The sequence below is a fragment of the Roseitranquillus sediminis genome (assembly GCF_016918935.1).
Lineage (GTDB): Bacteria > Pseudomonadota > Alphaproteobacteria > Rhodobacterales > Rhodobacteraceae > Roseitranquillus > Roseitranquillus sediminis.
The window spans coordinates 243,145-265,110 of the sequence record NZ_JAFFOB010000018.1; the positions used below are offsets into that span (position 1 = coordinate 243,145).

General features: G+C 67.1%; 23 protein-coding genes. 12 read left to right on the forward strand and 11 right to left on the reverse strand.

What is annotated here, in order from left to right; translation table 11 throughout:
- Window positions 1-15: 15 nt before the first annotated feature.
- The 6 genes from JM664_RS13045 to JM664_RS13070 all read right to left on the reverse strand — a co-directional run bounded on the left by JM664_RS13045 (window position 16) and on the right by JM664_RS13070 (window position 5,814).
- Window positions 16-861, reverse strand: a complete 846-nt coding sequence (locus tag JM664_RS13045) for a fumarylacetoacetate hydrolase family protein (protein ID WP_227420355.1) — start codon at window positions 859-861, stop codon at window positions 16-18.
- A gap of 137 nt (window positions 862-998) precedes the next feature.
- Window positions 999-1,973: a D-2-hydroxyacid dehydrogenase gene (locus JM664_RS13050; protein WP_227420356.1), complete on the reverse strand. Its 975-nt coding sequence runs from the start codon at window positions 1,971-1,973 to the stop codon at window positions 999-1,001.
- A gap of 95 nt (window positions 1,974-2,068) precedes the next feature.
- Window positions 2,069-2,803, reverse strand: coding sequence for a GntR family transcriptional regulator (locus JM664_RS13055; protein WP_227420357.1), 735 nt, complete (start codon window positions 2,801-2,803; stop codon window positions 2,069-2,071).
- A gap of 10 nt (window positions 2,804-2,813) precedes the next feature.
- Window positions 2,814-4,322: a tripartite tricarboxylate transporter permease gene (locus JM664_RS13060; RefSeq protein WP_227420358.1), complete on the reverse strand. Its 1,509-nt coding sequence runs from the start codon at window positions 4,320-4,322 to the stop codon at window positions 2,814-2,816.
- Between the two features lie 3 nt (window positions 4,323-4,325).
- Window positions 4,326-4,787 carry a tripartite tricarboxylate transporter TctB family protein gene (locus JM664_RS13065; RefSeq protein WP_227420359.1) on the reverse strand — a complete coding sequence of 154 codons (462 nt, stop codon included), beginning with the start codon at window positions 4,785-4,787 and terminating at the stop codon, window positions 4,326-4,328.
- Between the two features lie 61 nt (window positions 4,788-4,848).
- Entirely contained in the window at window positions 4,849-5,814 is a 966-nt protein-coding gene (locus tag JM664_RS13070; protein ID WP_227420360.1) for a tripartite tricarboxylate transporter substrate binding protein, read from the reverse strand.
- A gap of 84 nt (window positions 5,815-5,898) precedes the next feature.
- Between JM664_RS13070 and JM664_RS13075 the strand changes: the two genes are divergently transcribed.
- The 3 genes from JM664_RS13075 to JM664_RS13085 are packed head-to-tail and all read left to right on the forward strand — an operon-like array spanning window position 5,899 to window position 9,250.
- Window positions 5,899-7,332, forward strand: coding sequence for an NAD(P)-dependent oxidoreductase (locus tag JM664_RS13075; RefSeq protein WP_227420361.1), 1,434 nt, complete (start codon window positions 5,899-5,901; stop codon window positions 7,330-7,332).
- Window positions 7,329-8,021: an RraA family protein gene (locus tag JM664_RS13080; RefSeq protein ID WP_227420362.1), complete on the forward strand. Its 693-nt coding sequence runs from the start codon at window positions 7,329-7,331 to the stop codon at window positions 8,019-8,021. Before JM664_RS13075 ends, JM664_RS13080 begins: the two co-directional genes overlap by 4 nt.
- A 5-nt stretch (window positions 8,022-8,026) precedes the next feature.
- Window positions 8,027-9,250: an alpha-hydroxy acid oxidase gene (locus JM664_RS13085; protein ID WP_227420363.1), complete on the forward strand. Its 1,224-nt coding sequence runs from the start codon at window positions 8,027-8,029 to the stop codon at window positions 9,248-9,250.
- A gap of 126 nt (window positions 9,251-9,376) precedes the next feature.
- On the opposite strand, the gene JM664_RS13090 is transcribed toward JM664_RS13085, so the two are convergent.
- The 4 genes from JM664_RS13090 to JM664_RS13105 all read right to left on the reverse strand — a co-directional run bounded on the left by JM664_RS13090 (window position 9,377) and on the right by JM664_RS13105 (window position 13,137).
- Entirely contained in the window at window positions 9,377-10,078 is a 702-nt protein-coding gene (locus JM664_RS13090) for a GntR family transcriptional regulator (protein WP_227420364.1), read from the reverse strand.
- 3 nt (window positions 10,079-10,081) lie between these two features.
- Window positions 10,082-11,599: a tripartite tricarboxylate transporter permease gene (locus JM664_RS13095; protein ID WP_227420365.1), complete on the reverse strand. Its 1,518-nt coding sequence runs from the start codon at window positions 11,597-11,599 to the stop codon at window positions 10,082-10,084.
- Window positions 11,600-11,608: 9 nt separating this feature from the next.
- Window positions 11,609-12,067 carry a tripartite tricarboxylate transporter TctB family protein gene (locus tag JM664_RS13100; RefSeq protein WP_227420366.1) on the reverse strand — a complete coding sequence of 153 codons (459 nt, stop codon included), beginning with the start codon at window positions 12,065-12,067 and terminating at the stop codon, window positions 11,609-11,611.
- A 62-nt stretch (window positions 12,068-12,129) separates the two neighbouring features.
- Entirely contained in the window at window positions 12,130-13,137 is a 1,008-nt protein-coding gene (locus tag JM664_RS13105) for a Bug family tripartite tricarboxylate transporter substrate binding protein (RefSeq protein WP_227420367.1), read from the reverse strand.
- 185 nt (window positions 13,138-13,322) lie between these two features.
- Here JM664_RS13105 and JM664_RS13110 point away from each other — a divergent pair, with 185 nt between their 5' ends.
- The 8 genes from JM664_RS13110 to JM664_RS13145 all read left to right on the forward strand — a co-directional run bounded on the left by JM664_RS13110 (window position 13,323) and on the right by JM664_RS13145 (window position 19,590).
- Window positions 13,323-14,609, forward strand: a complete 1,287-nt coding sequence (locus tag JM664_RS13110; RefSeq protein ID WP_227420368.1) for an alpha-hydroxy acid oxidase — start codon at window positions 13,323-13,325, stop codon at window positions 14,607-14,609.
- Window positions 14,610-14,613: 4 nt separating this feature from the next.
- Window positions 14,614-15,327: a substrate-binding domain-containing protein gene (locus JM664_RS13115; protein WP_227420369.1), complete on the forward strand. Its 714-nt coding sequence runs from the start codon at window positions 14,614-14,616 to the stop codon at window positions 15,325-15,327.
- A complete protein-coding gene (locus tag JM664_RS13120) occupies window positions 15,324-16,010 on the forward strand; it encodes an aspartate/glutamate racemase family protein (RefSeq protein ID WP_227420370.1) in 687 nt (228 codons plus the stop codon). The genes JM664_RS13115 and JM664_RS13120 overlap by 4 nt, the downstream gene beginning before the upstream one ends.
- Window positions 16,010-17,287, forward strand: a complete 1,278-nt coding sequence (gene otnK / locus JM664_RS13125; RefSeq protein ID WP_227420459.1) for a 3-oxo-tetronate kinase — start codon at window positions 16,010-16,012, stop codon at window positions 17,285-17,287. The genes JM664_RS13120 and otnK overlap by 1 nt, the downstream gene beginning before the upstream one ends.
- Window positions 17,284-17,925: a 3-oxo-tetronate 4-phosphate decarboxylase gene (gene otnC, locus JM664_RS13130; protein WP_227420371.1), complete on the forward strand. Its 642-nt coding sequence runs from the start codon at window positions 17,284-17,286 to the stop codon at window positions 17,923-17,925. Before otnK ends, otnC begins: the two co-directional genes overlap by 4 nt.
- Window positions 17,926-17,990: 65 nt before the next feature.
- Window positions 17,991-18,728: a hydroxypyruvate isomerase family protein gene (locus JM664_RS13135; protein ID WP_227420372.1), complete on the forward strand. Its 738-nt coding sequence runs from the start codon at window positions 17,991-17,993 to the stop codon at window positions 18,726-18,728.
- Window positions 18,725-19,123, forward strand: a complete 399-nt coding sequence (locus JM664_RS13140; RefSeq protein WP_227420373.1) for a cupin domain-containing protein — start codon at window positions 18,725-18,727, stop codon at window positions 19,121-19,123. Before JM664_RS13135 ends, JM664_RS13140 begins: the two co-directional genes overlap by 4 nt.
- A gap of 182 nt (window positions 19,124-19,305) precedes the next feature.
- Entirely contained in the window at window positions 19,306-19,590 is a 285-nt protein-coding gene (locus tag JM664_RS13145) for a hypothetical protein (protein WP_227420374.1), read from the forward strand.
- 111 nt (window positions 19,591-19,701) lie between these two features.
- Here JM664_RS13145 and JM664_RS13150 read toward each other — a convergent pair whose 3' ends face one another.
- Window positions 19,702-19,977 carry a hypothetical protein gene (locus JM664_RS13150; protein WP_227420375.1) on the reverse strand — a complete coding sequence of 92 codons (276 nt, stop codon included), beginning with the start codon at window positions 19,975-19,977 and terminating at the stop codon, window positions 19,702-19,704.
- 481 nt (window positions 19,978-20,458) lie between these two features.
- Between JM664_RS13150 and JM664_RS13155 the strand changes: the two genes are divergently transcribed.
- Window positions 20,459-21,961 carry an ABC transporter substrate-binding protein gene (locus tag JM664_RS13155; RefSeq protein WP_227420376.1) on the forward strand — a complete coding sequence of 501 codons (1,503 nt, stop codon included), beginning with the start codon at window positions 20,459-20,461 and terminating at the stop codon, window positions 21,959-21,961.
- The last annotated feature ends 5 nt before the right edge of the window (window positions 21,962-21,966 follow it).

Genomic DNA, 21,966 nt, shown 5'->3' on the forward strand with positions numbered 1-21,966 from the left:
ACTGCAATCAAGCGGCTATTCAGCAGCTTCAACCATCTGGCTCTGCTGGCCGAGGCCATCGACCTCGAGTGTCACGCGCTGGCCGGGCCGGAGGTAGACCGGCGGCGTCTGTCCCATTCCCACGCCGGCCGGGGTGCCGGTGAGGATGACGTCGCCCGCCTGCAGCGACATGAAGCGGCTGATGTAGGAGATCAGGAACGGCACGCTGAAGATCATCTTCGCCGTCTGGCCGCTCTGGTACCTCCGCCCGTCGACCTCCAGCCACAGTGCAAGATCGTTGGGATCAGCAACCTCGTCCCTCGTCACGAGCCAAGGGCCGAGCGGACCGAAGGTGTCCGCCGACTTGCCCTTGACCCATTGTCCGCCGCGCTCGATCTGGAACGATCGCTCGGAGACATCGTTGGCGACGCAATAGCCGGCGACATGATCCAGGGCATCCTCTTCCGGGACATAGCGCGCCTCACGGCCGATGATCACGCCAAGCTCGACCTCCCAGTCCGTCTTCTCGGCCCCACGCGGAATGCGGATCGGGTCGTTCGGGCCGGAGACGGCGCTGGTCGCCTTCATGAAGAGGATGGGCTCTTTCGGGTGCGGCATGCCGGACTCGTCGGCATGATCCGTGTAGTTCAGCCCGACGCAGACGATCTTGCCGATCCCGCCGATGCAGGCGCCGAGGCGCACGTCGCTCTCGATCCGCGGCAGGCTGGCGGCATCGAGATCGCGTAGGCGATCCAGCGCTTCCGCGGAAACCGTGCCGGGGGTCAGGTCCGCCACGTGCCGGGAAAGGTCGCGGATCTCTCCTTCCGGACCGATCATGCCCGGCGCCTCGCGCCCAGCCTCGCCATACCGCAGCAGTTTCATGTCGTGATCTCCGTTGTCACTGTTGTTGGCCCTCCACACGCCGAAGGGAGCATCGGACGGCTGGACGCGTGGTTGACGCCGCGAGACCGCCCTGGTCCCGAAAGACGATGGCAACCGGGCAGGCGCGAAGAATCTTGTCAGGCGCTGACCACGTTCCTCGGGCTGCCGGACCAGAACGCGTCGATATTGTCGACGAGCTGATCGGCGAGGCTCTGGATCGCTTCCTGACTCGCCCAGGCGACGTGCGGCGTTACAATCACGTTCGGCCGGTTCGCGAGCCGCATCATCACGTGGTCGGCTGGCGGCGGTTCGGCCGTCGCGACGTCGAAGCCGGCACCGCCGATCTCGCCGCGATCGAGCGCTTCGGCAAGCGCATCCTCATCCACCAGCCCGCCGCGGGCCGTGTTGATGACGAGGGGCTTGCGTTCCATGAGGGCGAACTCTCGCCGCGAGATCATGTTTCGAGTCGAGGGCAGCAGCGGGCAGTGCAGCGTCAGCACGTCGGCTCGCCGCATCACCTCGTCGAAGTCCGTGTAGAGCGGGCCCATGCCGCTGACGCCCTTGTAGGACGCGAAGAGGATTCGCATCCCGAAGGCGCGGCCGACATCGGCGACGGCACGACCAAGCACGCCGTCACCAACGATGCCGAGCGTCGAGCCGGCCAGGTCGCGGATCGGATAGTCGAAGAAGCAGAACTGTCCGGCCTCTTGCCAGCGGCCGGCGATCACCGCCTCGCGATAGGCGGCGATGCTCCGCCGCAGCGCGAAGATCAGCGCGAAGGTGTGCTCGGGCACCGTGTTGATCGCGTAGTTGCGGATGTTGGACACGGTGACGCCGCGCTGCGCGCACGCCTCAAGGTCGACGTTGTCGGTGCCGGTCGCGGCCACCGCGACCAGCCGGAGCCGGGTCGCGGCCTCGATCGCCTCGCGACGGAGCGGCACCTTGTTGGTGATGACGACATCCGCATCCCTGATGCGCTCGGCCACCTCGGACGAGGACGTTCGGTCGAACACCTCCATGCGATGCTCGAAGGCCGGCGCGCGCAGCTGCGTCTCTGGAGAGAGCGTGTCGCGGTCGAGAAATACGATCTTCGAAGTTCCAGCCTCGCTCATTCCATCACTCCCCTTCTAATCTGCGCCTCGAAGATCGCCGGCGCGGTTGCGGGACCATGACTTCCTGATCTCTTCAACCATGTCGACCGCTCCTATCAATATTTTGGACTCTGTGGATGTTCGGCGTCTGCGGAACCGGATGCATGTGCGACGCCGTCCTCCCCAGTGCCGCGCGCTTCCACGCTGCCATCGGTCTTCTGGGACCGGCGGAAGCGCTCGACAGCTGCGGTGAGGTGACACGTCATGGCCGCCTTCGCCCAATCGGGACTGCGCGCGCGAAGTCCGGCGACGATTTCCTCGTGCTGGCGCACGCTCTCGGCCATGTCCGCGTCAGAGTATATGTAGAAGCCGCCGATAACCATCGGGAACTCGAGGAGCTTCCAGCCGAACTGGCGGAGCTGCGCGTTGCCGCAGCTTTCATAGATGATCTGGTGGAACCGCAGGTTGGCTTCGTGCACCACGTCCAGGTAGCCCTTCCGCTTGCCCGCAACGGCATCGGCAATCCTGCGATTGAGGCTGTCCATCTCGTCGATGCTCTCGCGTTCGATCTTTTCGGCGGCGAGGCTGGCGGCGTAGCCCTCGATGAGGCTCCTCAGGCGGAAGATGTCTTCCGCCTCTTCCTTGCGCCACTCGGTGATCCTGGCGCCGCGTTTAGGGCCAGGCTCGAGCAGGCCCTCGGCCATGAGACGCTCGATCGCCGAGCGGACGGGCGTGCGACTGACGCCAAGCTCCTGCGCGACCGCTTCCTCGCGCAGCTGGAGCCCGGGCTCGTAGTGCCCCGCCATCAGGCGGCGGCGCAACTCGAGGTAGACGGTCTCGCTGATGCTCATGCGCTCGCCGTCAGGGTGCCGACCGGCTGTCTGCGCCCTGCGCGCGCCGCCGGGCCATGAGGCGCCTGATGATCGGCGTCAGCAGCGCCAGGATGATAAGACCCACGAGGATCAGGGAGATCGGGCTCGAGAAGAGGTACTCGTAGTCTCCGCCGCTGATCCGCAGCGCGCGGCGGAGAGACGCCTCGGCCATCGGACCGAGGATCACGGCGAGCACCGCCGGTGCCGTGGGGATATTGAGACGCTCCATCCCGAAGCCGATCAGACCGAAGCCGAGCATCAGCCACACGTCGAACATGCTGTTCTGGACCGCGTAGACCCCGACCGTCGTCAGCGCGAGGATCATCGGCCCGAGGAGCAGCGGCGGCAGGCGCAGCACATTGATGAAGGCGCGGGCACCGAGGCTGCCGATCACGTACATCAGCCCCGAAGTGATCAGCATCGTGAGCATGAAGCCGTAAACCGTGGGCGCGTTGTCACGGAAAAGCTCAGGACCAGGCCGCAGCCCGTGCACCAGCATCGCCCCGAGGATCACGGCCGCGACCGCGTTGCCCGGGACGCCGAGGGTGAGCGCGGGGATCAGCGTCGCCGCAGTGTCCGCGTTGTTGGCGCATTCGGGCGCCGCGAGCCCGTCCGGCGCGCCCTTGCTGTAGTTTTCGCTACGGCTGACGCGCCGCTGCTCGTTCCATGCCAGGAGGGCGGCGACATTCCCCCCGAGCGCCGGGATGAGGCCGATGAAGAGGCCGATCACGGAAGCCCGGATCCAGACGGGGATGAAGCTGGACCAGTCGATCCGCTCTTTCTTGCCGCCGAAGGTGAGGCCGGAGGTGTCGAGGTTCGCTCGCCCGAGCAGTAGGTCAATCGCCGGCGGGATCGCGTAGAGCCCCGTGAGGAGGACGATGATGTTGACGCCGCTCAGGAGGTTGATCTGGTCGAAGGTGAAGCGCTCCGTCCCAGTCATCGAGTCGATGCCGACCATGCCGACGACGAGGCCGAAGCAGGCGCTGATGAAACCTTTCGCCGGGTTGTCGCTGAGCAGAACCGCGATCGTGGTCATTCCGAAGAGCGCCAGCCAGAAGTAGTCGGCAGGACTGAACTTCAGCGCGACCGCCGCGAGCGGCGGTGCCACGAGGAGGAGCGCGACAGCGCTCACCCCGCTTCCGATCGCGGACGATACCAGCGAGATGCGGAGCGCGGTGCGGGCGCGCCCCTGCTTGGCCATCTCGTGGCCATCGAAGACGGTGGCGATGCCCGCAGGCGTGCCGGGAATGCGCAGGAGGATGGCGGGAATCGACCCGCCATACATCGCACCGTTGTAGATCCCGGCGATCATCCCGAGCGCGACGAGCGGCGACATCGTGAAGGTCAGCGGGATCAGCACGGCGATACCCATCGTCGCGGACAGGCCGGGAAGCGCGCCGACGCCGATGCCCACGGCGGTCCCAAGGATCATCGCCACGATCACGTCGAGCGAGAAGACGAGCGGCGCCGCGGCCGCGATGTTCGCCAGAATGTCCATTGGTCAACCCGTGAGGAGTTCGAGCAGAGCTTCCGGAGGCAGCGGAACGGAAAGCAGCAGGCGGAAGACCGCGTAGAGGACGATCGCGAAACCGGCCGTGACGAGGAGCGAGGTCAACCACCGCCGATAGCCGAGCGACCAGGCGAGAAGCGGCATCATGACGAGGGTGGCACTGAAAAATCCGACATACCCGATCGCAAGCACGTAGCCGACAACGGCCGCGACGACGCCCGCCAGTCGGGCCAGCTCGCCCTCCTCCTGCGCCAGCGGCTCGCCTGCGCCGTGCCGCGCGAGGGCCAGACCGCTCTGGAGCGCCCAGACCAGGCAGAGCGCGACAGCGAACCCGGTGACCCACATCGGCATCCGCTTCGACTGCGCGCTGAAGTTCGTCGATTCGACGAACAGGTACGCGAAGACGACCGCGACCAGGAGCGACACGACGAATTCAACTCTGGTTCGGCTCATGACGTTCTCTCTCGCCGGGTGGAAGCTTGGGCCGGCGCTGCGGCCGGCCCGGCCAGATTGATTATTCGTCGATCCAGGGCTGTTCTTCCCAGAGCTCCTCGTACCGCTGCTGAAGGTTCTGCAGGTCCTGCGAGAACTGATCCGCATTGCGGAAGGACAGCGCCAGGTCCTGCTCTTCGGCGGCGGCGATGAATTCCGGGTCCTGCATCGTGGCCTCGGCCGCGGCGGACAGCTTCTGCAACGCCTCGTCCGGGATGCCGGCGGGCGCGCCGAGGCTGCGGTTCGAGCCCATGACGATGTCGTAGCCCTGCTCCTGGAAGGTCGGGGTCTCGGGCGCGCCCTCCCAGCGCTCCTCCGCCATCTGCCCGAGGAGTACGAGGGTGCCTTCATCGGCATCCGGTATGGTCTCACTCACGTTCATCGAGGCCATCATGATGTGCCCGCCGAGCACTGCGGCGCGGACGTCGGCGTTGCCGTCGAACGGGACATGCTGGAACTCGACGCCGGCCTGGCGCTCGAATGCCAGCGCGGCGAGGTGATCGTCCGAGCCGATGCCGGTGGTGCCGTAGGTCACCTTGCCCGGGTTCACCCTGGCGTACTCGACGAGCTGGTCGAGGTTTTCGATGCCAGCATCGGGCAGGACGCTGAAGGCGCCGGGATCGTAGACGATGTTCGCGACGGGCTGGATGTCCTCCAGCGTGTAGCGGGTGTCGCGCTGGATCGGGATGGTGAGGAGATTCGGCGTGTTGATGAACCCGATTGTGTAGCCATCGGCCTCGGCGTTCGCGAGTGCGGTGAAGCCAACCTCGCCGCCCGCGCCGGGGCGATTCACGACGGTGATGCTGGCGTCATTACCGAGATACTTCTCGAGAAACGGGGCGAGGGTACGGGCGGCGATGTCGGTTCCCCCGCCGGCGCTGTAGGCCACGATCATTGTGATCGGGCGTTCCGGGTACTCGGCAACGGCCGCCGTGGCCGAAAATGCACCAAGCGCAGCGGTTGCGATCCATGTCAGACACTTCGTCACGAGATCCTCCCTGAGTTTCGGCCGACGCTTCCGGCCGTTTGGACACAGACTGCTTAAGGCAGAAGATCTGCTTGGTCAAAGCCCATGAACACGGCGTCGACAGGTGATCTGGCAAGCGTGTGTAAGATATGGCTATTTCACCATGCGGCAGCCGCTCTGCGAGCCTGCGAAGAAATATTGAGCTTGCACAGCTGCGCGACTTTGTCTTTTTTCTGTACCGATTGCGAAAGTCGGAGGAGACATGGCGAGCGAGACGAACGAGCTTCCTTGGGCGCCGTCGGCCCGGCTGCTCCGCCCTGGCGAGGCCGATCGTGCTCGCGCCACGCGCTGGCAAGCTGCCGGAATGGCGCGCGTCGCGCAGCCCTCGGCAGGCTCCCGTTCGTGCCCGCAGACCGCATCGGCAACCCCCACGGAATCGCCCGGGAGCGTGAGCATCGTGCTAACTGCGGCGCCAGCAGGCGCAAGCACTGGATGGGCGTCGCGTCCGTCCACCCTGCCCCGTCTCGATTCGTCGCGCTATGCTTGGTCCGCTTCGCTCGAAGCCGCCAAGCTTTCGGAGCGCATTCCGGCATGAGCAGAGCCCGCCATACGATCGGGGTCCTCGAGAGAATTCATCCCGCCGCCATGGAGCTGCTTGCGCAGTCGGCGGATGTCATCGCGCCTGGAGAAGCCGATGCCGCACGGCAGCGCTGCCACGCGCTCATCGTACGCGGGGCGCGTGTGACTGCCGACGACGTCGCGAGCGCACCGCTTCTCAAGGTGATCGGCAAGCACGGCGCCGGTACAGACAACATCGATGTCTCTGCGGCCGAAGCCGCTGGCATCCGCGTCCTGTCGACGCCGGGCGTGAACGCGCCGTCGGTCGCCGATCTGGCGGTTGCCTTTGCCCTCAATCTCATCCGCAACATCGGCGGCCACGATGCCGCCTTGCGCGCCGGCCGGTTGCCCACCGGAAGCGACCTGATCGGATACGAGCTCGCCGAGTTGCCGTGCGGCATCCTCGGCCTCGGCGCCATCGGATCGGCGGTCGCTCACAGGCTGAAGTATGGCTTCGGCTGCACCGTTTCGGCCGTAGATCCCGGGATCGCCGAGCACGACTGGCCCGAGGGCATCGGCCGGCACGACGACCTGTCCACGCTGCTAGCCGGCAGCCGGCTGCTCTTCATCCACGTTCCGCTCGACGAGATCACGCGCGGGATGATCGACGCAAAGATGCTCGGCAAGATGCCACGGGGCGCCTACCTCGTGAACTGCGCGCGCGGCGGGATCGTCGACGAGGAGGCGCTGGCGCAGTGTCTCCGGGAAGGCCATCTCGCCGGCGCAGCCTCGGACGTCTTCAGCGTCGAGCCGCCGGCGGCGGATCACCCGCTGCTTGCCTGCGCCAACTTTTTGGCGACACCGCACCTCGGCGCATCGACCAACGGCGGTCTTGAGCGCGTGGGCGTGGCAATCGCGCAGAAGGTGCTCGACGCGCTCGCCGACACCGAAAACGAACACCGAAAGGAAGAAATGAGATGACCGTAGGTTTCCGCGTCCTGCCGCGAACACGCGCCGTGTCCAGCGACATCGCTCAGCGCTTCTCCGCCCTTCCCGTCGCAAATGTCAGCGACTCGATGAGCCGCATGACGGCCGGCGGGGCACGGCTGCGCCCGTACCACGAGCGCGGCCTGCGCCTGGTCGGCCCCGCGCTCACGGTGAAGAGCCGCCCGGGCGACAACCTCATGGTGCACAAGGCGATCGACATCGCCGAACCCGGCGACGTGATCGTGGTGGATGCCGGCGGCGACCTCAGCAACGCGATCATCGGCGACATCATGACGACGATGGCAAAGCGCCGGGAGATCGCCGGCTTCGTGATCAACGGCGCCATCCGTGACGTCGACGACATCCGCGAAAAGGCAGGCATGCCGGTCTTTGCCGCGGGCGTGACGCACCGCGGCCCCTACAAGGACGGCCCGGGCGAGATCAACGTGCCGGTCGCGATCGACGGAATGGTGGTCGAGCCGGGCGACCTCATCATCGGCGATGGCGACGGGATCCTCTGCGTGCCCCTTGCCATGGCGGAGAGCATTCTCGCCGCCGCCGAGGCGAAACAGGCCGCCGAGCAGCGGGAGTTCTCGCAGATCGCCGACGGCACCTATGATCGCTCTTGGGTCGACGAGACGCTGCGGAAGCGCGGCTGCGAGTTCGCGTCGGAAGGCGCGTAGTCGCAATGACGAGCGGCACTCCCACGACCAAGGTTGCTCCGACCGAGCCCGCGCCCGAGGAGATCCGCCCCGCGCAGGGACGGCCGAACCGGCGGCTGCGATCGATCCTATCTCTGGAGGACTTCGAGCCGGCGGCGCGGCGCCACCTGCCCCGCCCGATCTTCGCCTATGTCGCCGGGGCGACCGAGAGCGGCGTCAGCTTCGCCGCCAACCGTGAGGACTTCGCCAAGGTCCGCTTCGCGCCCCGCGTGCTCGCCGGGCACACCGAGCGGAACCAGCGGGTCACCATCTTCGGCCGCGAGTATGCCCACCCCTTCGGCATAGCGCCGATGGGCCTCTCCGCGCTCGCGGCCTACGACGGTGACGTGACGCTCGCGCGGGCGGCGAATGCGTCGGGCATCCCTGCGATGATGAGCGCGACATCGCTCACGCGCCTCGAAAGGGTCGCCGAGGAAGGCAGCCGCTGGTTTCAAGGCTACCTCCCCGGCGACGACGACAGCCTGATGCAGATGGTTGATCGCGTGGCGGCGGCAGGCTACGAGACGCTCGTCGTCACTGTCGACGTGCCGACGAACGGCAACCGCGAGCACAACATCCGCAACGGCTTCTCCACGCCGATGAAGCCGACGCCGCGCCTGGCATGGCAGGGCATTACCCATCCGTCCTGGCTCTTCGGCACGGCGTTCCGGACGCTTCGCAACCACGGCATGCCGCATTTCGAGAACCTCGACGTGAGGCGCGGGCCTCCGATCGTGTCGCGCCACGTCGAGCGCTCGTTCAAGGGACGCGAGAGGCTGGCCTGGCGCCACATCGACATGATCCGCAAGCGCTGGTCCGGCAACCTCGTCCTCAAGGGCGTGCTAGCGGTCGCGGACGCGGAGCGGGCACGCGAGGCCGGAGCGGACGGCATCGTTGTCTCCAACCACGGAGGGCGACAGCTCGACGGAGCCCTGTCCCCCATGGCGGTCCTTCCGGAGATCGTCGAGGTGTCGCAGCCGATGACCGTCATGCTCGACAGTGGCGTCAGGAGGGGCACCGACGTGATGAAGGCGCTCGCCTACGGCGCTCGGTTCGTGTTCGTAGGACGGCCGTTTCTGTTTGCCGCCGCCATCGCCGGCGAAGCAGGCGTCCGGCACGGCATCGAACTCCTTGCCGACGAGGTGGACCGGACGATGACGCTGCTCGGCATCGCCTCGCTCGAGGAGATGGATCGCTCGCTGGTGCGCTGAGGCGGCTTGCTCAACGCGCGCTAGCCGAAATGCCAAACCTCATCGTCCAGAGGAGCGGGGGCCGCTGCCGTGTCGATTCACGCGTGGCGCCTCCTCTGTTCGGTTTGGCTATGCCGGTTGCGCTCCTCAATCCGGTTGGGGACCGAGACCGAGCCCTCGGGCGGCAACTCCCTCGATCTGGCGGCGGCGAGCGATGTAGAGCTCGGCCGCCGGCATGATGTGGGCGACGCAGAGCTCGGCCAGCCGCTGCCGGTCGGAGGACTGGAGCAGCTCGAAGAGCTCATCATGCTCCCGGCGGGTGCGCGCCACGAAATCCGGTTCGGTCGAAGCCGAAAAGCGCACGAGGTTCGCGCGCTTCGCGAACTGATGGATGCCCATCGCGAGAAAGCGGTTGCCGCACAGCGCGTAGATCTTCTCGTGGTACGTCTTGTTGTTCGAGACGATGCCCAGCAGGTCTCCGGCCTCGGCCGCCTCGGTCCAGGCGGCAAGCACCGCGCCGATCTCGGCCAGCGCATCGTCCGGCACCTTGGCGGGAATACGCAGGGCAGCCTCGCGCTCGAGGAAGGCGCGCATGTCGTAGAGCTCCCGCACCTCGGCCGAGCTGTACTCGGCCACCACCACGCCGCGCCCGGCCGAACGGACGACGAGGCCGTCGCTCTCCAGGTCGGCCAGTACCCGGCGCACGACATGGCGGCTGATGGAGAAGCGCTCGACGAGCTGTTCCTCGACCAGCCGCTCTCGCGGATAGATGCGGCCCACGACAATGTCGATCTCCAGCGCCTGGCGCACCGCACGGGTCGCATCGTCAGAGCGTGGCGTCGCACCCATCGCTCACTCCGGGCCTTCCGGCCGCGTGTCCTCCACGCGCCGCACGCGGATGTCGCGCCAGAACGAGAAGGCGACGGTAGCCACTGTCAGGACCATGAGGATTATCGTGATCCAGCGCTGCATGAAGAAGCCCATCACGCTGAGATCCGCCGCTCCGGCAAGCGTCTGCACGCGGTCGAGATTGCTCTCCGCCAGCGGCCCGAGGATCAGCCCGAGGATGATCGGAGCGAGCGGGAAGTCGGCGCGCCGCAGGATGTAGCCGAAGATCCCCATCGCGAACATGATCCAGATGTCGAAGGGGATCGAGCGGAACGAGTAGGCGCCGACCACGGCGAGCGCGGCGACGACCGGCGCGACCACACCCTGCGGGACCAGGACGATCTTGGCGATGTAGCGCAGTGCGCCGAAGGCGATCAGCGCGAACATCGCGTTGGCGATGAAGAGCGAGAAGATGAACGGGTAGAGGACGTCGGGCGCCTGCTGGAAGAGCGTCGGCCCCGGAATGAGGCCGTGGATCAGAAGCCCTCCAAGGAGCGCCGCCGTAACCGCGTTGCCGGGGATGCCGAGCGTCAGCATCGGGATCAGGCTGCCGCCCACGACGCCGTTGTTCGCGGCTTCGGCCCCGACGATCGCCTCTTCCGAGCCGTGGCCGAACCTTTTTGGCTCACGCGCGTAGCGATGCGCCTCGGACCGGCCGATGAAGGACGCGATGTCGGCGCCGGCACCCGGGATGAGTCCGACGAAGACCCCGATCAGCGAGGAGCGGGCCAAGTGCTTCTTGAGCCGCCACAGGAGCGCCCCTCCGGGCCAGAGCCGGCCGACGGTTGGAATCTCGACCTGCTTCTCCATGCCCCGCCCCTCGGCCAGTGCCAGGACCTGGCTGATGGAGAAGAGGCCGACGAGGGCGGATACCACGGGCACGCCTTCGTAGAGAGCGAGCTCGCCAAAGGTATACCGCACCTCGCCGGTCAGCGGATGCGCTCCGATGGTGCCGATGGCCAGTCCGACGATGGCCGCCAAGAGACCCTTGAGCGGCGAGCCCGTGCCGATCGCGCCCACAGTCGACATCGCGAATAGGACGATCCAGAAGAACTCGGCGGAGCGAATTTCGAGGGCCCACGCCGAAACGAGGGGCGCAGCGAAGAGCAGCACCAGTGCCGAGACCTGCCCGCCGATCATCGAGGCGATGGTTGCAAGCCCCAGCGCCAGCCCACCGCGACCCTGCTTTGTCATCTCGTAGCCGTCGATCATCGTCGCGACCGCCGCCGGCGTGCCCGGGACGTTCAGAAGGATCGCGGAGATCGAGCCGCCATAGATCGCGCCACAGTAGACGGCGCCGAGGAAGATGAGCGCCGGAACAGGGTCGAACCCGAACGTCAGCGGAACCAGGAGCGCAATCCCGAGCGTGGCGGAGACGCCGGGCAGCGAACCGAAGACGATGCCGAGGACCGCACCGGCCATGGCATAGAGCAGGTTCGCCGGCTCGAGCGCGATCAGGAGGCCGTCGATGAGACTGGTCATCTGCAATACTCAGAACAGGAGGGTGTTCGAGATCGAGATCCCGAGAACGTAGCCGAAGAACATCCACAGCACCGCCGCCACGGCGACGCTCGTCGCGATGGCGAGCCAGACGGGGCGGATGCCAAGATAGAGCATGTGGCCGAAGAGGTAGATGGCGGTCGACGCATAGAGGCCGACGCTCGTCACCGCGAGGATGTAGACGACGAGGATCGCCACGTTGATCGCGATCCTGACCTTGCCGCTCATCTCCGTGGCAGCGGGGGTCTCGGCGGTCTCGTCGACAGGGCCGAGGAATTGCGCGCCGAGAACGAGCAAGGCCCCTACGCTCATCATGATCATGATGACACCCGGCCAGGTTCCGGCATCGCCGCGGAAGTTCTGCGACATCATCCAGCCCGCGATTCCAAGCACCAAAAGCACGACCAGAACGATCGTCTCGAGCGGATTCCTTCTGAAGCGCGCCAGCATCGCTTCTTCCTCCCTGGAGTGCGCGGGCCGGCGCAGGGGGGGGCCGGCCCGCGACTATTTCGTCAGTTGTCGAGGTAGCCGCCATCGCGGAACAGCGGGATGAGCTCCTCCGCCAGCTGGTCGACTGACTGCATCTCGGCGCCGAATTCCTCGCCGATCAGCGGCTCCACCGTCGTGATGTTTGCCTCCCGCATCTCGGCCACGACCTCTTCGTCAGCGTACGCGTTGGCCAGCGCCTCGCGGTAGACGGCGAGAATGTCACCGGGTGTACCGGCCGGCGCCGCGAAGCCCCGCGTCGAACCGCCCGGAATCGGCCCGACTCCCATCGCCTCTTCGATCGTCGGCACGTCGGGAATGAAGTCGTAGCGTTCCGCGCGGAGCACGAAGGCATCCTTCGCGCCCTGTTCGTTGGTCAGGTAATCGAAGGTGTTGCCGATGGCGATGTCGACCTCACCCGACAGGAAGGCGCGCATCGCCGGCGCGGTGCCGGAGAAGGGAATGAAGGCGAATTCCGCATCGGTCGCGCGCTGCAGCTGGTACATCGCCACATGGTCGTCAGAAAGCGGACCGTCTGCGCCGACCGTGACGGAGCCCGGATCTTCCTTGGCCGCCGCGATCGCCTCGTCGAGCGTCTCGTATTCCGAGCTGTTCGCGAGCATGACGACGTTCGGATCGATGACGTTGACGCCGATCGGTGCGAAGCTTTCGATCCACGGCGAGTAGGCCGCGTCCCGCGCCTTGCCCACGATCGGGACCGCCGGCAGGTTGATGATTCCGATGGTGGATCCGTCTGGCTCGGCGTTGGCGAGATTGGTCCAGCCGATCTCGCCGCCCGCGCCAGGCATGTTCGCAATCACGGTGGAGACGGACTGCCCGGTCAGCTCCTCGAGCTCGGCCTCCCAGGCGGGGATCGTTACGCGCGCAAGCGTGTCCGACGAACCGCCGGCGCTGTAGGCCACGATCACGCGAATCGTTCCCGGAAGTTCGACGTTCGCATGGTCCTGTGCCTGCGCAAAGGTTGCCGACAGCGCAATGGTCGCGACGGCGGTCATCGTTGACTTCAAGGGCATATGGGTCTCCTCCCCCAGTTTCTTTTCCGACCTCGTGACACTCCGACGCCCGAGGCTCGTATCACGGCTACATGCAGGCCGATAATTTTGTCAACAATATTGACGACGGCCATCCGCCTGTGGTTTCCACGGCCGCGACGATCTTGTCTCCCCCGGTTTTCCGGGGGAGCGGCATTGAAGGAGGCATGGCTGACGTGTCGACGATGGGGGAAAGCCTTACCGGACAGCAGCCGGCGGAGCGCGGCGCGAACGCGCCCTCGGGGCACGGCGGCGCTGCAACGCGCCGAGGGTTGCGGCGCCATCGCGACCTGCTCGCGCTCGACGACTTCGAGCGTCATGCGCGCCGGCGGCTGCCAAGGATGATCCACCAGTACGTCGCCGGCGCAGTCGAAACCGGCAGCTCGATGCAGGCCAGCCGAACCGCTCTCGACAACCTGCAGCTTCTCCCGCGAATGTTCCGCGACGTGTCGGACCGGAACCAGTCGGTCGAACTGTTCGGCAAGCGCTGGAACGCTCCCTTCGGCATCGGCCCGATCGGCGGCGCGGCTTTCGTCGCCTACCGCGGTGACGCGGAGCTGGCGCGGGCGGCGGCCTCTGAGAGGGTGCCTATGATCCTGTCCGCCTCGTCTCTGATCCGGCTTGAGGACATCCATGCCATCAACCCGGACGCCTGGTTCCAGGCCTATCTAGCCGGGGACCAGCCGCGCATCGACAAGCTGACCGATCGTGTCGCCGACGCCGGCTTCGAGACCCTCGTCGTGACCGGTGATACGCCGATGCTGGGCAACCGGGAACACAACGAGCGGTCGGGCTTCTCGATGCCGATCAAGATAACGCCGAAGGTGGTCTGGCAGTGCGCAATTGCGCCGCGCTGGACACTCGGTGTGGTCGCGCGCACCTTCGCTCTGCATGGCGCCCCTTATTTTGAGAACACCGACGCTGAGCGTGGACCTCCGATGATGTCGAAGCTCAAGCGCAACACCGCTCGGCGGGACGAGCTGGCTTGGAAGCATGTGGAGGCGATCCGCAAGCGGTGGAAGGGCAACCTGGTCATCAAGGGCATCATTGCGCCCGAGGACGCGCGGATCGCCCGCGAGTGCGGCGCCGATGGCGTCCTGATGTCGAACCACGGCGGGCGGCAGCTCGACGCGGCCGTCTCGCCGTTCGAGCTGCTCGCGGAGACTATCGCGCTCAAGGGTGACATGAAGGTCATGATAGACAGCGGGTTCCGCCGCGGCACCGACGTGCTGAAGGCCTACGCGCTCGGCGCCGATTTCGTCTTCCTCGGCCGACCGTTCATCTACGCCGCCGTCATCGGCGGCGCGGAGACGGTGCGTCACGCAGTTCGCGTGCTGCAGTCCGAGATCGACCGCGACCTCGCGCTGGTGGGCGTCCGGCGCCTCACCGATCTTTCGCCAGATTACCTGCGGCGGGTCGCAGCCTGCGCCGCACCAGTTTCCACAGGAGCCTGAACCTATGCCTCTGAAAGTGCTGAGCTCGCTCGCGGTCGAGCGCGCCCTGACGCTTCACCTTCTCCCCTCGTTCGAGGCGGCCGAGGGAAGCGCGCCCGACGTGGAGTGGAATCCGACCAAGGTGATGATGGACCGGATCCGCGGCGGAGCGCGGGGCGACGTCACGATCCTGATCGACGACTCGATGGCCGAGCTTGCCAACGAGGGCATCGTCGATAGCGCGACGATCACGCCGATTGCCACCGCGCGGATGGGGTTCGCCGTCGCGCCCGGGGCGCCGAAACCGGACCTTTCGAATGCCGACGCGGTGCGCGAGACGCTCCTCGCCGCACGCTCGGTCGCCTTCTCGCAAGCCGGCGCTTCCGGTCAGTTCTTCGTGGGCCTTCTGGAACGGCTGGGGATCGCCGACGAAGTGACCGCCAAGGCGTCGATCATCCCCGAGGGCTTCACCGCGCGCGAGATCGTGGCGGGACGTGCCGACCTGGCCATCCAGCAGATTAGTGAACTGATGACGGTGGACGGGGTCGACATCGCCGGCCCGCTCCCGCCGGAGCTGCAGAAGGACACCGACTTTTCCGTCGCGCTCTTCGCCGAGGCAAGCGATCCCGCCGCCGGCCGCCGCTTCCTGGACCACCTGACCACACCGGAGGCGGCGGAAGCCTATCGCAAGGGCGGGCTGGTTTCGCGACTCGCCGAGGAAGGAAACGCGAAAGCATGAGGCCAGCGCCAACCATCGTTCTCTTCCACGCCACCCCCGTCGCCATGCAGCCGGTGACCGATGCCATGAAGGCGCTCTGGCCCCAGGCACGCGCGATGAACCTGCTCGACGACGGGCTCACGCTGGACCGGGCCGACGAGGGCGACGATCTGAGCGAAGCGCTGATCGAGCGCTTCGTGGACCTCGGCCGCTACGCGCATCGGCGCGGCGCCGACGGCATCCTCATCACCTGCTCCGCCTTCGGTCCCGCCATCGACCGGATGCAGGCGGAACTCCCGATCCCGGTGACGCGCCCGAACGAGGCGATGTTCCGCGCCGCCATCGCACAGGGCCGCAAGATCGGCATGCTCGCGACCTTCGCTCCCGCGGTCCGGACGATGGAAGACGAGTGGGCGACCTTCAAGGCCGAGACGGGCGCCGAGGCGGAACTCGAGACGGTCGTCGTGGAGCGGGCAATCGACCTCTTGAGGGCCGGCGACGCCGAGACGCACAACCGGCTAGTGGCCGAAAAGGCTACGGACCTCGTGGACAGGGACGCGATCATGCTGGCGCATTTCTCGACCTCGCGCGCGGCCGACGCGGTTCGCGCCGTCGTCGACGTCCCGGTGCTGACGGCACCGGAGGCGGCGGTCGAGCGGATGCGCGAGCTGCTCGAGGCGCCCCGAAGCGAGCGGTCCGCGTGATGCTGATCGGCGTCATCGCAGACGACTTCACCGGGGCGAGCGACATCGCCAACACGCTGACGCGGGGCCTGCCTGGTCAGGGCGGCCTGCGGACCTCGCAATTCATCGGCATCCCGAGCGGACCGGCGCCCCAGGACGTCGAGGCGGGGGTGATCTCGCTCAAGTCCCGCTCCATCCCCGTGGCGGAGGCCGTCTCGCTCTCGCTCGAGGCGCTGGACTGGCTGCTGTCGCAGGGCGCCGAGCAGATCGTGTTCAAGTACTGCTCCACCTTCGACTCCACGCCCGAAGGCAACATCGGCCCCGTGGCCGAAGCACTCGCGGACCGGCTGGGCGTGCGGGGCGTGATCGTCTGCCCCGCCTTTCCGGCCACTGGGCGCAGCATCCATCAGGGACATCTCTTCGTCGGCGACAGGCTCTTGAGCGAGAGCGGGATGGAGGATCATCCGCTGACCCCGATGACGGACCCCGACATCCGCCGCTGGCTCGGTCGCCAGTGCGCGACGCCTGTCGGGCTCGTGGCGGCGCCGGTGGTGCGGAAGGGCAGCGAAGCAATCGCCGCCGCGCTCGCCGAGGCGGCGGAGCGGGTCGAGACGCTGGTCGTCGCCGACGCCGCGACCGACGACGATCTCGTGACGCTGGGCCGCGCCGCCCGCGGCGCGCGGCTGATCACCGGCGGCTCGGGCATCGCGCTGGGTCTGCCGGCGAGCTTCATCGAGGTCGGGCGTGCAACCGGCGGCGCACCGGAACTGCCGACCGTCGCCGGCCGTGCGGTGATCCTGTCGGGCTCCTGCTCACGCGCGACCCGGGCGCAGATCGAGACGCATCTCGCCACCGGCGCGCCGGCGCTGGAAGTTTCGGTCGACGATGCAGTGGCGGGCGACATCACCGCAGAAGACGTGGTGGACTTCGCGCTCGGCCACGCCGACGCCCTGCCGCTCGTTTATTCCTCCGCCTCGCCCGAAGTGGTGCGCGCCGCGCAGGAGCGGCACGGACGCGAGGTGGCATCGGACGCGCTGGAGAGGCTCTTTGCCGAAGCCGCGCGCCGCCTCGTCGAGGCCGGCTTCTCGCGGATCGTCGTCGCCGGGGGCGAAACCTCTGGTGCTGTGGCGCAGGCGATCGCGCCCAGCGCGCTGCGCATCGGCCCGGAGATCGATGCGGGCGTGCCGGTGCTCGTCTCGAACGACCCCGAAGTCGCGCTGGCGCTCAAGTCCGGCAACTTCGGCGGCCCCGACTTCTTCGCCCGCGCCGCAAGACGGCTTGCAGGAGATGCGTCGTGACAGGAGAACTGACGCGCCACCGAGACCGCATCGCCCGGATGGGACAGCTTCTCTACGGGCGCGGGCTTGCGCACGGGAGCGCGGGGAACATCTCGCTCCGCCTGGATGACGGTTCGCTCCTCGTGACGCCGACAAACACCTGCCTCGGGATGCTGGATCCTGCCCGTATCTCCCATGTCGCGCCGGACGGCACGCTGCTCTCCGGGGACAAACCGTCGAAGGAGACCTTCTTTCACCTCGCCATGTACGCCGAACGCGAGAGCGCCCGCTCGGTGGTGCATCTGCACTGCACCCATGCGGTCGGCGTCTCCTGCCTCGACCATGAGAACGAGGCGGACGTGCTGCCGCCGGTCACCGCCTATCACGTGATGAAGGTCGGCAAGCTGCCGCTGGTCCCCTACTTCCGCCCCGGCGACAAGGGGCTCGCGGAGGCGGTGCGCGCCGCGGCCCGCGGCCATCACGCCATGCTGCTGGCGAACCACGGTCCCGTCGTCGCCGGCAAGTCGCTGGAGGACGCGGTCTGGACCAGCGAGGAGCTGGAGGAGAGCGCGAAGCTCTTCTTCCTGCTCTCCGGCCAAAGGACGCGCCTGCTGGACGCCGAGAAGATCGCAGAGCTGGAGAGGGTCTTCCCCTCGTGACTCAACGATGGACGATCAGCGCGCATGTCCGCTGGCTTTTCACCGAGCTGCCGTTCGAGGAGCGCGTGGAGGCCGCCGCGCGTGCAGGGTTCGGCGCGGTCGAGGACCCGGAGGCGTGGCGCATTCCGGCCGAGGACTGGCGCGCGCGCCTATCCGCCGCTGAGCTGGGGCTTGCGCAGGTGGGCATCTACGGCGGCGACCGCGCCAAAGGCGAGAAGGGAATCGCCGGCCTGCCCGACCGCCGCGCCGAGTTCCGCGATACGTTCGATGAAGGGCTTGATTTCGCCGCCGCGGTCGGATCGCCGCTGGTCCATGTCATGGCCGGCATCGTCCCGCGGGCGAGCCGCGGAAGCGCGCATCTGGAATGCCTGGCCGAGAACCTCGCCCACGCTCAGACGCAGGCGGCGAGGCGCGGCCTGAGGGTGATCGTCGAGCCGATGTGCCGGGAGGCCGTGCCGGACTACCTGATCGCTACGCCGGCAGAAGCCACCGCAGTCATAGACGCCGCGGGCGTAGATGGGATCGGGCTGCTGCTGGACGTCTACCACACCGCCGCCGAAGGGCTGGATCCGTCCGCGACGATCCGCGACCTTGGCTCGAGGATCGCCCACGTCCACCTGTCCGACTACCCCGGCCGGCATGAACCCGGCACCGGCGGCGTCGACTTCGTCGCGCTCTGTGCCTCGCTGAGTGCCATCGGCTATTCCGGTGCGCTCGGCTGCGAATACGAACCTGCTCGCGCCACAAGCGATGGCCTGGACTGGATTGACCGGCTGACCACGAAGGAAGGGATGATCTCATGACCCGCACCCCCGCGATCCTGCGCCCGGACGAACGCCCCACCAAGGATCGGGGCAACGGTGCCCGCACCACGCAGCTGGTCACGCGCAAAATCGGATCGGAGGCGATGATCAACGGGATCACCGCCTTCGACCCAGGCGCCTCCATCGGCCTGCACTTTCACGACTGCGAAGAAAGCGTCATGGTGATCGAGGGGACCGGAACGGTCGAGATCGACGGCACCCGCCACGAGATGCGCACCGGCGACGTCACCTGGGTGCCGCCGGGCGTGCCGCACCGGTTCCTGAACGAGACAGACGCTCCGATGGCGATCTTCTGGACATACGCCTCAGCCGACGCGACGCGCACCCTGGTTGCGACCGGCGAGACCCGGAAGGTGGCTTCAGAGGAGGCCTAAACGACCGCGGGCCTGCGCACGCGCGAGTTGGATCGAGGCGCCCGGGACATCGATGCATCGGAACTCGGAGCCGCCGTGGGGCATTACGTGACATCCGCAAATTGATGTGCTGGGACGTCCTGACAAGCCTCCTGCCGCATTGCCGCCCATGTTTTGCCGCGAAGATCCGGCAGGTACCTCGCATGACGACGTATCAGACATTCAGCAGCGTGCGCGCCCTCGAGGACGCCCGCTCCGCCTTCGCCCGGCTCCTCGAAAAGGGCCAGGGCCGCTCCGACCGCGACCTCGCGCGAGATGCAGACTACCGCACGCTGCACAGGGCGGGCGTGCAGATCGCCGTTCAAGGCGGCGAAGCCGCCATCGAGAACGCGGCGCTGGACCTCTGCCGCTCCACCCAACTTGCCGGCGCGCAGTCCGAGCTCAACCGGTTCTGGTATGGCATTGGGCGGTGGAGCGAAGCTGGCTGAGGGGACACCCGGGGTCAGATGGCTGGCCAAAAGTCTGGGCCGGCGCGCTCTCGCGTTCCGCCGTGGTTTGATCCGACTGTCCGCCGGTGCCTCGCCCGCCAGCCCGTCTCCTCAGCGCCCGATCCCGGGAGCGCCGGGATCGGCAGCCGCAGCGCCGCCGCTCACGCGCTTCGCGCATGTTCTCGCCAGTGCGCGCGAGGACGCGACCGCTCCGCACGTGGTGAACGCGCCGTCGTCGATCGCAAGTTCACCGTTGACCATGCCGTAGGTCACGCCTTCTGCCAGGTGATGCGGATAACTGAACGTGCCGACTTCGCGCAGGCCCTTGAGATCGAAGACCATGATGTCGGCAATCAGCTCCTCGCGGATGAAGCGGCGGTCGCACATCCGGTAGATGGGGGGCCGGACAGGCCGGTCATGGAATGGATCGTCGTCGACACCGGCAGGACGCCCTCGCATCTTGACCGTGGTCTCGCTCGGATCAAGCTCGGGATAAGCGCCGAGCAGATGCTGGTTGCCGAGGCGTCGTAAGGGTACTGGTCGACCCAGATCTCGAAGCCGTCCGCGTGCGCCCTCGATGCGTCGGATCACCACCTCGGAGAAGCCCCAGACGCGCAACCCGCGTCCACCTCATCGAGCCCGCCCCCTAAAGCGATGCGGTCCCCCCCCCCCCGCGCAGCGGGGGGCCTTCGCCAGGCTGCGTCGCCCCACCCGCCACCAGGACAGGTTTTCACCACGCCTGACGGGTTGACGTCACGGTTCTCGCGGCCTCTACTCGCCCGGCGACGTGCGGCAGGCATTGCCGCTGCCAGCACCACAAGGGCCGCTGATCTGCGGCCCTAATAATGAGCGCAACTGGGAGAACTTCATGAAGCAAGGCATCTACGGAGCGGCCTCTCTGGCCGTGGCACTCGGGCTGAGCGGAGCGGCACATGCCGGCAAGGAGGACGATACCGTCCGGTGGGCGTCCGACAGCCTTCCGTCAAGCATCGACTACTACCAGCACACGGTGCGCGAAGGCATCGTGATGATGTTCCACATCTGGGACTCGCTCATCTACAAGGATCCTCAGACCGGCGAGTACGTGCCGCACCTGGCCGAGTCGTGGGAGATCGTCGACGACACGACGATCGAGCTCAAGCTTCGCGAGGACGTGGTCTTCCACAACGGTGAGCCGTTCAACGCCGACGACGTCGTCTTCACCGTCGACTACGTCACGACGGAGACGCTTCCCCGCGACATCTTCTTCCTCTCCGGAGCCGAGAAGATCGACGACTACACGGTCCGCCTGAACCTGACGGAGCCGTTCCCGCCGATTCTCGACTATCTCGTGAACATGCTGCCGATCTACCCGGACGAGTACTACGCCGAGGTCGGGCCGGACGGCATGTCGCGCGAGCCCGTCGGCACTGGCCCCTATCGCGTCACCGAGCTCGCCGCGGGCGACCGGATCGTGATGGAGAAGTTCGACGACTATTTCGGCGGCGCGAAGGGACAGCCCAGCATCGGCACGCTCGAATTCAGGCGCATCGGCGAGTTCAACACGCAGGCCATCGAGCTGATGACCGGCGGCCTCGACTGGATCTGGCGCGTGCCGCCCGACGCCGCGGAGCGGCTTGAAGCGGCGCCCGGGATCCAGGTCGACGCGGGCGAACTCATCCGCTTCGGCTTCATCGGGCTCGACGCCGCCGGCCGCAGCGGCGACAATCCGATGACCGACGTGCGCGTCCGCAGGGCGATCAACCACGCGATCAACCGCGAGGGGATCCGCGACGCGATGATGGGCCCCGGCGCGAACCTGATCGACACCGCCTGCGCGCCGTCGCAGTTCGGTTGCATCGCCGACCAGACCGTCACCTACGAGTACGACCCCGAGAAGGCGCGGCAGCTCCTCGCCGAGGCGGGCTATCCCGACGGCTTCTCGACGGAGATCTACGGCTATCGCGAGCGTCCGATCGTAGAGGCGATCATCGGCGATCTGGCGGCAGTCGGCATCGACGTGAACCTGAACTACCTGCAGATCTCGGCGCTCTCGCCGCTCCGCGAGGAGGGCCAGCTGCCGATGTGGTACCAGGCGTGGGGTTCGACGTCGATCGGCGACATCCTGGCCAGCACCGGGCACTGGTTCCGCCACTCGGTGAACGACTATGCCCGCGACGACGAGGTCCTCGCGCTCTTCGAGAAGGGCGACACGATGGACGAGGACGTGCGCCGCGAGGCCTACGCAGAACTCCTCGGGATCATCTCCGAGCAGGCCTACATCGTGCCGATGTTCACATACGCACTGATCTACGCCTACAATGACGAGCTGAACTTCACGCCGTCGCCGGACGAGGTCCCGCGCTTCTACAACGCGAGCTGGGCCGAGTAACATTC